The sequence below is a fragment of the Micromonospora orduensis genome, from assembly GCF_006228125.1.
GTDB classification, from domain to species: domain Bacteria; phylum Actinomycetota; class Actinomycetes; order Mycobacteriales; family Micromonosporaceae; genus Micromonospora; species Micromonospora orduensis.
Window position 1 is genome coordinate 48,656 of record NZ_VDFY01000088.1, and the last position, 12,930, is coordinate 61,585.

Consider the following 12,930-nt stretch of genomic DNA (forward strand, 5'->3'; position numbering starts at 1 on the left):
CTCGGCGCTTGATCGACTCGGGTTCTGGTGCTCACCGACGCCAGCCCCGGCCGATCAGCGCGGCGCGCACCTCGCTGAGCACCGCCGGGAACTCGCCATGCAATCGCCGGCTGGTCACGTGCAGCACCAGCCAGCCCGCACCGACGAGCAGGTTGAGCCGTCGGCGGTCGCGGTGCAGTTGCTGCGGATCGGAGTGCCACCGGCCGTCGTACTCGAGCGCCACCCGGAACTCCGGCCAGGCCAGGTCGGGATGCAGCACGAGCCCGCCGGCCACGCGGATCGGCTGCCGGGTCACCGGCCGGGGAAGCCCGCCCAGCACCAGACGTACCCGTAGCTGCGACTCGGGAGGCGACTGCGCGCCCGGATCGGCCAGGCCGAAGACCCATCTCGCCCGCCGGCCACCCGGTCGGTCCGCGTTGGCGGTGCCGACTGTGGACAACGCCGCCTGGGTGGTCAGACCGCCCGCGAGGAGCGAGTCGACGATCGGGACCGCGCGCAGCGGATCCAACCAGACAGCCGTCTCCCAGGCGGCCGAGGTGGGATCCGTGCGGCGCAGCTCGATGCCGTCTCTTCGGTTGGTCACCGGCGGGAGGGACGGCGCGTCGGCGGCGCCGAGCAGGTGCACCCGGAGGCGGCGTCGGGAGTCGACCCGACAGGCCTTCGGCACCAGGACGTGGACGTCGTCGTCGAACCCTGCGGCGTGCTCGACGCCGTGCAGGTAGGCCGCCGACGGGCCGGCGATCACCGCCTCGGGTGGCAGCCGCAACGCCGCTGCCCGGCAGGCCAGCGCGTGGTCGCGATCGAGGCGGGCGTCGGCGTACACGTCGTGCCGAAGGCGGATCCAGGACGAGCCACGTAGCTGGTGTCTGGTGGCCAGTCCCTGTCGGACCACGTCGGAGCCGCGGAAGACCTGCCAGGCGAGGGCGGGAGGTCGGTGGGGATGAGGAGGCATAGGCCCAGACTCGGACCCCGACTGGGCACCCGAAACCCCTGTGGACAGCGCCGGAAGGGCGCCCGGGGCGCACCTGTGGACGACCGCCGACCACCCGGCTCGGAGTGCTATACGGCTAGATCAACACCATATCGGCGTAGTGGCGCCATCGATCGGCCGAGATGCCGCCACATCGGCGATGTGGAGTCGATCAAGGCCGACCGACCGACGGGTCAGCGGGCCGGCGGGGTCAGCGTCAGCGGAGGGCGGCGGCGACGGCCGTTGCGGCGGCCAGCACCTGCGGGCCGACCAGTCCGACGTCCAGCGGGGCGAGGGCCACCACGCCCACGCTCGCCTCCAACCCGGGTACGCCGAGCACCGGCGCTGCCACCCCGTACGCCCCGGACTGCAACTCTCCGCTGCTGCTCACCGGTTCCGCCACACCGGTCCGGCCGGCCAGGATGGCCCGCCCCGCCGCTCCCCGATCCAGTGGATGCCGCGCCCCCGTCCGGTACGCCACGTGGAACGACGTCCAGCTCGGCTCGACCACGACAAGCGCGACGCCCTCGCCGCCCTCGACCACGGTCAGGTGCGCGGTCGCGCCGGCCTGCTCGGCGAGCCGACGCAGGGCTGGCAGCGCGCCCTCGGCGAGCAGTGGTTGGGCCCGGCGGGCCAGGTGCAGCACCCCGGCGCCGAGGCGGAGCCGCCCGTCGGCGTCGCGGCGCAGCATTCCGTGCCCGGTCAGCGGGCCGACCAGCCGGTAGACGGCGGCCCGGCCGATCCCCAGCCGGGTCGCGGCCTCGGTGACCGTCAGGCCGCCCGGCGCGTCGGCGACCAGGTGCAGCAGCCGCAGACCCCGGTCCAGCGTCTGCGCCGTCTCCCCGCCCCGCCCGGCCACCCCGGCGACCGCGTCCGGGTGACCCACGACAGTCTCGGTGCTGGCGGGTGGCTCACCGGAGCGTGCGGTCGCATCCACGTCTGGCAGCGTACGACCCGGCACCGGCGGATCCGGACAGGCGTGGACGGCTACCCTTGTACGGTGACGCTACGCCTGTATGACACCGCCACCCGATCGGTGCGGGACTTCGTCCCGCGGGAAGCCGGCAAGGTGGGGGTCTACCTGTGTGGTCTCACCCTCCAGGCGCCGCCGCACATCGGCCATCTTCGCTCCGGCGTCAACTATGACGTGCTGCGCCGCTGGCTGCTTGTCGCCGGTTACGAGGTCACGTTCATCCGCAACGTGACCGACATCGACGACAAGATCCTGGTCAAGGCGGGCGAGCAGGGTCGGCCGTTCTGGTCGATCGCGTACGCCAACGAGTTGATCCTCGCCGAGTCGTACCAGGCGTTGAACGTGCTGGCGCCCACCTACGAGCCGCGCGCCACCGGGCACATCCCGGAGATGCACGAGCTGATCACCAAGCTGATCAACGATGGGCACGCCTACCCGGCCACAGACGGCTCCGGCGACGTCTACTTCGACGTGGCGTCCTGGCCGGCGTACGGATCGCTGTCGGGTCAATCCCCGGACGCGATGCAGTCGGCCGGCGACGCCCCCGACCGGGGCAAGCGGGACCCGCGCGACTTCGCCCTGTGGAAGGGCGCCAAGCCGGACGAGCCGGCGGACGCCTACTGGCCGTCGCCGTGGGGGCTGGGCCGGCCGGGCTGGCACATCGAGTGCTCGGCGATGTGCTGGCGGTACCTCGGCCCGGAGTTCGACATCCACGGTGGCGGACTGGACCTGACGTTCCCGCACCACGAGAACGAGATCGCCCAGTCTCAGGCGGCCGGGCTGCCGTTCGCCCGCTACTGGGTGCACCACGGGCTGCTCAGCATCGGCGGGGCCAAGATGGGCAAGTCGGCGGGCAACGCGCTGGACCTGGCGTACGTGGACTCGCTGGGGGTGCGGCCGGTGGAGCTGCGCTACTACTACGCCGCCGCCCACTACCGCTCGGTGATCGACTACTCGGAGGATTCGCTGCGCGACGCGGCCACCGCGTATCGCCGGATCGAGGGTTTCGTGCAGCGGGCCGCCGAGCGGGTCGGCGTCGGGCAGCTCGGCGAGCTTCCGGCCGGTTTCGTCGCCGCCATGGACGACGACCTCAACACGTCCGCCGCCCTGGCCGTGCTGCAACAGCACATCCGGGACGGCAACACCGCGCTCAGCGTCGGTGACGATGTGACCGTCCGCACCACCCTGGCCGCAGTGCGGGCAATGCTGGATATCCTCGGCATCGACCCCCTCGACCCGGCGTGGACCGGTGGCGGCCGCTCGGATGACCTGCGCGCCGTGGTGGACTCCCTGATCGCGCTGGCCCTGGAGCAGCGCGCGCAGGCCCGGGGCCGCAAGGACTGGACCGCCGCGGACGCCGTACGCGACCAGCTCAAGCTGGCCGGCGTGGTGGTCGAGGACACCCCCCAGGGCCCCCGTTGGACTATTGGAGAGCAGGACTGATGGCCGGCAACTCGCAGCGCCGTGGCCGGCGACTGACGCCGAAGGCGGGTGCCCCCAAGGGCTCCGGCGGCAAGAACAAGGACTCCCTCGCCGGTCGGGGGCGTACGCTGCCCGCCGACGAGCGACCGTGGCACAAGGGTTACTCGGGCACCGAGAAGCTGCCCCAGCGCACCGCCTGGAAGCAGGACAAGGAGCGTCGGGCGGCGGCCGAGGAGGGGCGTGCCCCGAAGATCGGTCAGCCGGGCAGCAAGGACACCACCTGGGGCAAGGGCGGCGGCCGGGGCGTACCTGCCGGGCGGGCCGCCGGTCGTGGCGCCGCAGGCCGGGGCGGCAAGCCCGTCGGCCGCAGCGGTCCCCGGGTCGCGCCCGGGCGCAAGTCCAACCCGTCGAAGGACACCCCGGAGCTGCTGGTCGGGCGCAACCCGGTGCTGGAGGCGCTGCGCGCCCAGGTGCCGGCGACGGCGCTCTACACGGCCCAGGGCATCGACATGGACGACCGGATCAACGAGATCATCCGGACCGCCGCCGACCGGGGCATCGCCAACCTGGAGATCAGCCGGGCCGAGCTGGACAGGATGACCGGCGGGGTGCTGCACCAGGGCGTCGGGTTGCAGGTGCCGCCCTTCGCGTACCAGCCGTTCGACGACATGGTCGCCGCCGCCCTGGAGCAGCAGGCGCCGCTGCTTGTCGCACTGGACGGGGTCACCGACCCGCGCAACCTGGGCGCGGTGATCCGTTCGGCCGCCGCATTCGGCGCGCAGGGTGTCTTCGTACCCGAGCGGCGGGCCGCCGGGATCACCGCGACCGCCTGGCGGACCAGCGCCGGCGCGGCCGCGCGGGTGCCGGTGGCGCAGGTGACCAACCTGACCCGGTCGTTGAAGGCGTGCCGCGAGGCCGGCTTCATGGTGGTCGGCCTGGACGCCGACGGCGACACCGACCTGTACGACCTGGAGGCCGCGGTCGGTCCGCTGGTGGTGGTGGTCGGCTCCGAGGGGCGCGGGCTGTCCCGGCTGGTCGGCGAGACCTGCGACCTGACCGTCAGCATCCCGATGATCTCCGAGGTGGAGTCGCTCAACGCCAGCGTGGCGGCCGCCGTCACCCTGGCCGAGGTCGCCCGCCGGCGCTCGGTCGAGCTGTAGTCACGTCGACGCGGCCCCTCCCCGACTCCGGGGAGGGGCCGCGTCGTGTGCCCACCGGGTGAGGCGAACCTGCCGGTACGACAAAAGGGGCGGCCCGCCGAAGCGGACCGCCCCTTCCGGTACGGCGTTACGTCAGATCCGGCTGCCCGTGGCGGCGTGGAAGACGTGGCTGCGGCCGGTGCGCGGCTTGACGAACACGGTGTCACCCATGTTCGGCATGGTGCGCCGGTCGGTGCGGACGACGAAGCGCTCCGAGTTGCCACCCAGCGCGGCGTGACCGTAGACGTTCGCGTCCGAGCCGAGGTCCTCGACCAGCTCGACGACGACGGGCATGCCGCCCTCAGTCGGGCTGACCAGGTCGCAGTCCTCCGGGCGGAAGCCCACGGTCACCTTGCCGTCGCCGCCCTCGGCGCGGGCCGCGGCGACCTGCTCGCGGGTCAGCGGGATGTGCAGCTCGGCGAACTCGGCGCCCTGCTCGTTCAGCGGAACGGTCTTGATGTTCATGGCGGGGGAGCCCATGAAGCCGGCGACGAAGACGTTGGCCGGGGTGTCGTAGAGCGCCCGCGGCGTGTCCACCTGCTGAAGGACGCCGTCGAGCAGCACGGCCACCCGGTGACCCATGGTCATGGCCTCGACCTGGTCGTGCGTGACGTACACGGTGGTGACGCCCAGCTTGGCCTGGAGCGACGCGATCTGCGTACGGGTCTGCACACGCAGCTTGGCGTCGAGGTTCGACAGTGGCTCGTCCATGAGGAAGACCTGCGGCTCGCGGACGATCGCGCGGCCCATGGCGACACGCTGACGCTGACCACCGGAGAGCGCCTTCGGCTTGCGGCTGAGGAACTCCTCCAGCTGGAGCAGGCCGGCCGCCTCCTTGACCCGGCGGTCGATCTCCGACTTGGAGGTCTTGCGCAGCTTCAGGGCGAACGCCATGTTCTCGTACACAGTCATGTGCGGGTAGAGGGCGTAGTTCTGGAAGACCATCGCGATGTCGCGGGCCTTCGGGGGGAGGTGGGTGACGTCACGCTGGTCGATGTAGATCGAACCGGCGTCCACGTCCTCCAGGCCGGCGAGCATCCGCAGGCTCGTGGACTTGCCGCAACCGGAGGGGCCGACCAGGACGAGGAACTCGCCGTCGCCGATCTCGAGGTCCAGCTCGTTGACGGCGGGACGCTCGGTGCCCGGGTAGATCCGGGACGCCTTGGAATAGGTGACCGTAGCCATGGTGAAGCGCTTCCTTTCACCGGCAGGAACGTGCCGGACGATCCGAGTGAAGGAGCGACAGGCACGTGTCCGTGCCGGTCAGCGGACGGCGGCCCGGTCGCGGGGGCGGCCGGGTTGTCGTCCGTGTCACTGCACCGTAAACGGCTTTCCCCGCGCTGCCAAGGCGGGGGAGGGTCGTACGTGGCCCATCACCTACGCATTCCGGTCAGTCGGGCACGGGAGGCCATCAATCGACATGTCGTCATACCAATGGGCGTCGGGTTGTTGACGTTTCCCGTGCTCGGGAGCCCTCGCGAGCGGGATATCCGGACGTCACTCGCTATGCTGACCACGACGCACGCGCCCCTGTAGCTCAGCTGGCCAGAGCACTCGCCTTGTAAGCGAGATGTCGCCGGTTCGATCCCGGCCGGGGGCTCCAATTCCATCAGGCAGTTTTCGGACCGGCGCCGCCGCGAGTGCGCCGCGCGGCAACGTGGCGGCGCATCTTCTCGGCAGTCCGGGGCCTGGCGGTAGCCTGGGGCCGGGCAGACAGCCGGGCGGGACGGGGGCCCGATGAGTCGCGCGGTGGAGGAGTCGAACCGGGCGATGCTGCGTGCCCGGGACGCGATGGACCGGGCGTACGCCGAGCCGCTGGACATTCCGGCGTTGGCCCGGATCGCGCACGTCTCGGAGGCCCATTTCATCAGGACATTCCGGGCCACGTTCGGTGAGACCCCGCACCGCTACCTGCAACGCCGCCGGGTGGAGCGGGCGATGTGGCTGCTTGTGGAGACCGAGCGGGACGTGACCGACATCTGTTTCGCGGTCGGCTTCAGCAGCCTGGGCACGTTCAGTCGGACGTTCCGGCAGATCGTCGGTGAGTCGCCGACCGGCTTCCGTCGACGCGCCACGCCCACGAACGTGCCGTCCTGCTTCACCAAGGCCTGGACCAGACCGATCAGTTTTGGATAAGCAGCAGGTCAGGGGCGACCTCTAGCGTCATGGGCATGACGATGAACGCGATCAGCCGCTCCCAGATCTACGTCCTCGACCAGGACGAGGCGCTCGACTTCTACGTGAACAAGCTCGGCATGGAGGTCAACACCGACCAGGACCTCGGGTTCATGCGGTGGTTGACGGTCAACCTGCCCGGCGACCCGGAGCGCGAGATCCTGTTGGAGAAGCCGGGTCCGCCGGCGCTCGACCCGGCTACCGCCGAGCAGGTCCGGGAGTTGCTCACCAAGGGTGCCCTGGGCGGGTACCTCTTCATGACCACCGACGACGCCCGCAAGACGCACGAGGATCTCGTGGCGAAGGGCGTCGAGATCACCGACGAGCCGACCGAGCGCCCGTACGGGATCGACTTCGGCATCCGGGACCCGTTCGGCAACAAGATCCGCATCGGCCAGATGTTCCCGCGGGCCTAGCTGGCCGTTGGGGCGATGGTCGGGAGGCGCGGGGTCGACCCCGCGCCTCCCGATGTGGTGGGGTAGGTCATGATCACCCGCCTGTTGTATCTGGCCCGACACGGTGAGCAGGACCTGACCGGGGCGGACGGGTCGGAGGAACCGGACTCCGGCCTGTCGGAGCGCGGCCGGCGGCAGGCCGAGCTGCTCGGCGAGCGCCTGCGAGGCCGCCGGTTCGCCGCGGTGCACCACGGGCCGCTGCTCCGGGCCGCGCAGACCGCCGAGCTGGTCGCCGCGTCACTGCCGGGGGTTCCGGTGTACGCGACGGAGTTGGCCGGCGACCACCTGCCGCACGACACGGATCCGACTGACCTGCCGCCCGCGTACGCCAGTTTCCTGGCCCAGTTCCCGGCGGCCGCGCGGGTCGACGGGCCGCGGGTGACGGCGGCGGCGGTCCGCCGTTTCACCGGCCCGGTCGACGGTGACGGGGGCGGCGAGCCGGTGCGTGAGCTGGTGGTGACGCACAACTTCCTGATCGGCTGGCTGGTCCGGCACGCGCTCGACGCGCCGGAGGGGCGGTGGCTGGGCGTGAACTCGCACAACGCGGGGCTGACCGTCATCCGGTACGGGCCGGCGGGCCCGCCGAACATGGTCGCCTTCAACGACGTGGCGCACCTGCCGCCGGAGCTGCGCGGCACCGGCCTGCCGGCGGACTACCTGGTGTGAGTGCCGGCGGTCAGTCGGTGGCCCGCAGGATCAGCTCGACCAGGGCGCGGGTGGCCGGTGGTGGGGTGGCCTCGCTGGGGCAGTCGACGTACCCGGTCTCGATGGCGCCGACTGTCAACCGGTAACTGAACGCGTCGGCGCATCCGCTCGGGGTGGCCGTCCGGCGTGCCTCGGCGGCGAGGCGGGGGTCGGCGACGAGTCCACCCAACCGACCGAGGTCGGCGGTGTCGAGTTGGCCGGTACGCCGGCTGCCGGCCCGGTCGACGGCCGTCCACCGGCCGTCCGGTTCGACGGTGACCGCGTCGCCGCGCCCGGCGAAACCGCCGGAGCGCCGCAGCATCACCTGGGGGGCCACGCCGCTGGCCGTGGGGGCGACCGTCGGTGGGGAGTCGGTGGCCGCGACGGTCGGGGACGGGCCGGTGGCGGCGGGCGGCTGGTCCGGGGGGTTGCCGCCCCGATCGGTGCTGGTGCAGCCGGCCAGGAGGGCGATCAGGAGCGCGACGCTGGCGCCGGTTGTCGAGGCGGATCTCATGTCCGTCGGACGCGTGGCGCCGATCGTCGGTTCCCTGTCACAAGCCTCATCCGTTCGGCCATTGTCGATGTCTGGGTGCGGTCCAGGCCTTCTCTTTTCCTCGACACATAGCTATATCTACATGCGTGACCACCCCCGTCACACTCTTCTCCTTCCAGGAGGGCACGTGAAACGACCCCTCGCCGCCGTCAGTGCAGTGCTGCTCACCAGCGGCATGCTGACCTGTGTCGCCACCGCGGCACACGCGGCTCCGCCCACCGCCCCCGCGCCGGACGCCTCCGCCGCGGCCCGAGCGGCAACCGTCCTACGGACGAACCCCGGCGCCGTCCAGGGTTCGAGCGCCGAGTCCTACCAGGTGCACAGCACCAAGCTGGACGCCACGGGTGCCGCGCACACCCGCTACACCCGGACCTACCAGGGCCTGCGGGTGTACGGCGGTGACTTCGTCATCCACACCGCGCCGAACGGCACGTACGCCGGCAGTTCGGTCGGGTTGGCCGCGCCGCTGACCCTCGCCACCTCGGCCAGGATCCCGGCGGCCGCGGCGCAGAAGGCCGCACGCACCGGGTTCGCCGGCAAGGCCGAGGCGGTGGGCACGCCGGAGCTGTTCGTCGACGCCAGCTCCGGCACGGGCCGGCTCGCGTGGGAAACCGTGGTCAGCGGATGGCAGCCCGACGGGCAGACCCCGTCCCGGCTGCACGTGATCACCGACGCCACCACCGGCGCGACAGTCGGGTCGTACGACGAGATCGAATCGGTGACCGGCACCGGCAACAGCCTCTATTCGGGCACGGTCAGCGTCGACACCACGCTCTCCGGAAGCACGTACCAGATGATCGACCCCTCGCACGGCAACGGGTCGACCTGCGACATGAACAACGGCACGTCGAGCTGCACCACCTTCACCGACGCGGACAACACCTGGGGCACCGGCGCCACCTCCAGCCGGCAGTCCGCCGCGGTGGACGCCCACTTCGGCGCCGCGAAGACGTTCGACTACTACAAGAACGTGCACGCCCGTAACGGCATCTTCGGCAACGGCACCGGCGTGCCGAGCCGGGTGCACTACGGCAGCAGCTACGTCAACGCGTTCTGGGACGGCTCCCGGATGACGTACGGCGACGGCTCCGGCAACGCCCGCCCGCTGGTCGCCCTCGACGTGGCCGCGCACGAGATGAGCCACGGCGTCACCGAGAACGTGGTGCCCGGCGGCCTGACCTACTCCGGTGAGTCCGGCGGCCTCAACGAGGCCACCAGCGACATCTTCGGCAACATGGTCGAGTTCTACGCCAACACCTCGGCCGACCCGGGCGACTACCAGGTCGGCGAGAAGATCAACATCAACGGCAACGGCACGCCGCTGCGCTACATGTACAACCCGTCGCTGGACGGCTCGTCGGACAGCTGCTGGTCCACCAGCACCAAGAACAAGGACGTGCACTACTCGTCCGGCGTCGCCAACCACTTCTACTTCAACCTCGCCGAGGGCACCGGCGCCACCGCGTACGGCACCTCCCCGGTCTGCGGTTCCGCCCCCGCGGTGACCGGCATCGGCCGGGCCAAGGCGGAGAAGATCTGGTTCCGGGCGCTTGACGTCTACTTCACCTCCAACACGGCGTACGTCAGCTCCAGCAACCCGGCGAACACCGCCCGCGCCTACAGCCTGCGGGCGGCCACCGACCTGTACGGAAGCTGCTCCACCGAGTACAAGGCCGTGCAGGCCGCGTGGACCGCGGTGAACGTGGCCGGCAACGACGCGCCCTGCTCGACCGGCAACGACTTCTCCGTGTCGCTGTCCCCGACCGCCGGCTCGGTGAACCCGGGCAGCGCGGTCTCCACCACCGTGTCGACGGCCACCACCAGCGGCTCGGCGCAGACCGTGACGTTCTCCGCGTCCGGCCTGCCCAGTGGGGCGAGCGCCGCGTTCAGCCCCGCCTCGGTGACCTCGGGCGGCTCGTCCACCCTCACCATCAGCACCTCGGCGGCCACCCCACCCGGCACCTACTCGGTGACCGTCAACGGCGCGGGCGCGGTCACCCGCAGCGCGACCTACACGTTGACCGTGAACGGCACCGGGGGCGGCTGCACCGCGCCGGGGCAGAAACTGGCCAACCCGGGCTTCGAGTCCGGTGCGACCGGTTGGACCGCCAGCTCCGGCGTCATCACCAACTCCAGCAGCCAGGCGGCCCGCACCGGGTCGTACAAGGCCTGGCTGAACGGGTACGGCACCAGCCACACCGACACGCTCGCCCAGTCGGTGGCCCTGCCGTCGGGCTGCTCGTCGTACACGGTCAGCTTCTGGCTGCACATCGATTCGGCCGAGACCACCACAAGCGTCGCGTACGACAAGCTCAACGTGCAGGTGCTCAACTCGGGCGGAACCGTTCTGGCCACGCTGGCGACCTACTCGAACCTGAACAAGGCCACCGGCTACAGCCAGAAGTCCTTCTCCCTGGCCGCGTACGCCGGCCAGACCGTCAGTCTGAAGTTCACCGGCACCGAGGACGCCTCGCTCCAGACGTCCTTCGTGGTCGACGACACGGCGCTCAACGTCTCCTGACCTGACCGTCGTACAGGGCCCGACGACCACCCCTCATCGGTGGTCGTCGGGTCCGCGCCGTTATGGTCGCCGCACCGCCGCACGTCGGCGGCTCGCAGTGGCGTCGGACGGCTGACGCGGAGAGGGGCGGACGTGTCGGACGCGGAGTTGACCGTCGAGGTGACCGGACCGGTGGCGACCGTGGTGATCCACAACCCGGCCCGCCGCAACGCGATGACGGCGGCCATGTGGCGGCAGCTACCCGAACTGCTGGACCGCTTGGAGCCCGACCCCGGCGTACGGGCGGTGGTGCTCACCGGCGCGGGTGACGCCTTCTGCGCGGGTGCCGACCTTGGCGACCTGGCCGAGCTGCTGGACGCCGGTGACGCCAGCATCGCGGTGGCCGCCGAGGAGCGGCTCGCCAGCTTCGCCAAGCCCACGGTGGCCGCGATCCGGGGTGCCTGCGTCGGGGGCGGCGCCCAACTCGCGGTCGCCTGCGACCTGCGCGTCGCCGCCGACGACGCCCGCTTCGGCGTACCCCCGGCCCGGCTCGGGCTGGTCTACCCGGCGCCTACCACCCGCCGGCTGTCCCGGCTGGTCGGACCGTCCGCGGCGAAGCACCTGCTGTTCACCGCCGAACTGATCGACGCCGAACGAGCCCTGCGGATCGGCCTGGTCGACGAGGTGCTGCCCGGCGACCGGCTCGCCGCGCGGGTGGACGACCTGACCGCCACGATCGCCCAGCGTTCACCGCTGAGCGTCGCCGCCGCCAAGGAGATCATCGACGACCGGGCCGGACCGGCGCGGATCGCCTGGTGGCACCGGAAGGTGACCACCACCGGCGAGGCACGGGAAGGGGTGGCGGCGATCGTCGAGCGTCGTCAGCCGCGCTTCGCCTGGCGCGCCCCGGCCGACGGCTGATCGGCCGTCCGCCGGGACATCCGACGCCCGTGCCATTGTGAAACCTCGATCCCGGGTGGTGTCGGGCCGGGTCGGTACGGCAGGCTATCCGTCGTGCAGCGTGATGGGTTGCTTGCAGGCCGCTACCGTCTCCTGGAGCGTCTCGGCAGCGGCGGCATGTCTGCGGTGCACCGGGCGTACGACGAGGTGCTCGAACGGGACGTGGCCGTGAAGGTGCTCGTCGGCTCCGACGCCAACGCCCGGCAGCGCATCCGCGCCGAAGCCCTGGCGGCGGCCCGACTGTCGCATCCGCACGTCACAAGCGTCTACGACTACGGGGAGTCGCTTCTCGACGGTGTGCGGGTTCCGTTCGTGGTGCTGGAACTGCTCAGCGGCACCACCCTCGAACAGCGGCTGGTCGCCGGGCCGCTGCCACCCCGCGTCGGGCTGCGGGTGTGTGCGGAGGTCGCGTCGGCGCTCGCGGCCGCACACGACCAGGGGTTGGTGCACCGCGACATCAAACCGGGCAACGTGATGCTGACACCCACCGGCGCCAAGGTGCTCGACTTCGGCATCGCGGCCGTCGCCGGTGATCCGGAGATCGACTTCGAGGGGCGGCTGCTCGGTACGCCGGCCTACCTCGCCCCGGAACGGCTGGCGGCCGGCGAGGTGTTACCTGCCTGCGACGTGTACGCCCTCGGCCTGCTCCTGCACCGGGCGCTCACCGGCCGGCTGCCCCGGGTCGCCGAGGGGCGGAACGGGACGGCGCACGCCCAGGTCCACGTCGGGCCGGACCCGCTGCCCGAGATGGACGGGGTGCCGGCCGAGGTCCACCGGCTCTATCGCTGGTGCCTGGCCCGGGACCCGGCCGACCGGCCGCCGGCCGCCGAGGCGGCCCGCGTCCTGCGCGTCGCCTCGGGCGAATCCGCCGCCCTGGACGGGGAGATCGCAGTCGCGGCGGACACCGACACCGAGCCGGCCCAGGCCGCCCCGGGCGCGACGCCGGCCCAGGTCGCTCCGGGCGTGACGCCGGAGTCTGCGCCGGGCGTGGCGGAGCCGTCGAGCGGCCCGGCTGCGCGGCCGCCGGGTAGGCCTCGGC

At 71.8% G+C, this 12,930-nt stretch carries 12 protein-coding genes and 1 tRNA gene; 9 read left to right on the forward strand and 4 right to left on the reverse strand.

Annotated features, from left to right (window positions below):
* Nucleotides 1-31: 31 nt before the first annotated feature.
* Together FHG89_RS04490 and FHG89_RS04495 are read right to left on the reverse strand one after the other, a co-directional pair.
* Nucleotides 32-952, reverse strand: coding sequence for a hypothetical protein (locus tag FHG89_RS04490; protein WP_139583031.1), 921 nt, complete (start codon nt 950-952; stop codon nt 32-34).
* A 235-nt stretch (nt 953-1,187) separates the two neighbouring features.
* On the reverse strand, nt 1,188-1,856 hold the full coding sequence (locus tag FHG89_RS04495) for an IclR family transcriptional regulator (protein WP_139583051.1): 669 nt from the start codon (nt 1,854-1,856) through the stop codon (nt 1,188-1,190).
* Nucleotides 1,857-1,970: 114 nt separating this feature from the next.
* Between FHG89_RS04495 and cysS the strand changes: the two genes are divergently transcribed.
* Both cysS and rlmB read left to right on the forward strand, forming a co-directional pair.
* Nucleotides 1,971-3,386: a cysteine--tRNA ligase gene (gene cysS / locus FHG89_RS04500; RefSeq protein ID WP_139583033.1), complete on the forward strand. Its 1,416-nt coding sequence runs from the start codon at nt 1,971-1,973 to the stop codon at nt 3,384-3,386.
* Nucleotides 3,386-4,525 (forward strand): 23S rRNA (guanosine(2251)-2'-O)-methyltransferase RlmB, encoded by a 1,140-nt coding sequence (gene rlmB, locus FHG89_RS04505; RefSeq protein ID WP_139583034.1) that lies wholly within the window; start codon nt 3,386-3,388, stop codon nt 4,523-4,525. The genes cysS and rlmB overlap by 1 nt, the downstream gene beginning before the upstream one ends.
* 132 nt (nt 4,526-4,657) lie before the next feature.
* Here the strand turns inward: rlmB and FHG89_RS04510 are convergent, their stop codons facing one another.
* Entirely contained in the window at nt 4,658-5,749 is a 1,092-nt protein-coding gene (locus FHG89_RS04510; protein WP_139583036.1) for an ABC transporter ATP-binding protein, read from the reverse strand.
* 341 nt (nt 5,750-6,090) lie between these two features.
* On the opposite strand from FHG89_RS04510, the gene FHG89_RS04515 reads away from it, so the two are divergent.
* The 4 genes from FHG89_RS04515 to FHG89_RS04530 all read left to right on the forward strand — a co-directional run bounded on the left by FHG89_RS04515 (nt 6,091) and on the right by FHG89_RS04530 (nt 7,860).
* Nucleotides 6,091-6,167, forward strand: a tRNA-Thr gene (locus FHG89_RS04515).
* 134 nt (nt 6,168-6,301) lie between these two features.
* Nucleotides 6,302-6,700 (forward strand): helix-turn-helix domain-containing protein, encoded by a 399-nt coding sequence (locus FHG89_RS04520; RefSeq protein ID WP_139583038.1) that lies wholly within the window; start codon nt 6,302-6,304, stop codon nt 6,698-6,700.
* 35 nt (nt 6,701-6,735) lie between these two features.
* Complete coding sequence (locus tag FHG89_RS04525; protein WP_139583040.1) at nt 6,736-7,155, forward strand: VOC family protein; 420 nt, start codon at nt 6,736-6,738, stop codon at nt 7,153-7,155.
* Nucleotides 7,156-7,224: 69 nt separating this feature from the next.
* Nucleotides 7,225-7,860 (forward strand): histidine phosphatase family protein, encoded by a 636-nt coding sequence (locus tag FHG89_RS04530; RefSeq protein ID WP_139583041.1) that lies wholly within the window; start codon nt 7,225-7,227, stop codon nt 7,858-7,860.
* Between the two features lie 10 nt (nt 7,861-7,870).
* On the opposite strand, the gene FHG89_RS04535 is transcribed toward FHG89_RS04530, so the two are convergent.
* Nucleotides 7,871-8,392 carry a protealysin inhibitor emfourin gene (locus tag FHG89_RS04535; protein ID WP_139583043.1) on the reverse strand — a complete coding sequence of 174 codons (522 nt, stop codon included), beginning with the start codon at nt 8,390-8,392 and terminating at the stop codon, nt 7,871-7,873.
* 166 nt (nt 8,393-8,558) lie between these two features.
* Between FHG89_RS04535 and FHG89_RS04540 the strand changes: the two genes are divergently transcribed.
* The 3 genes from FHG89_RS04540 to FHG89_RS04550 all read left to right on the forward strand — a co-directional run.
* A complete protein-coding gene (locus tag FHG89_RS04540) occupies nt 8,559-10,952 on the forward strand; it encodes a M4 family metallopeptidase (RefSeq protein WP_139583045.1) in 2,394 nt (797 codons plus the stop codon).
* A gap of 132 nt (nt 10,953-11,084) precedes the next feature.
* Nucleotides 11,085-11,852, forward strand: coding sequence for an enoyl-CoA hydratase/isomerase family protein (locus FHG89_RS04545; RefSeq protein WP_139583047.1), 768 nt, complete (start codon nt 11,085-11,087; stop codon nt 11,850-11,852).
* A 156-nt stretch (nt 11,853-12,008) separates the two neighbouring features.
* On the forward strand, nt 12,009-12,930 hold a 922-nt coding region (locus FHG89_RS04550), incomplete at its 3' end, for a serine/threonine-protein kinase (protein WP_167517340.1).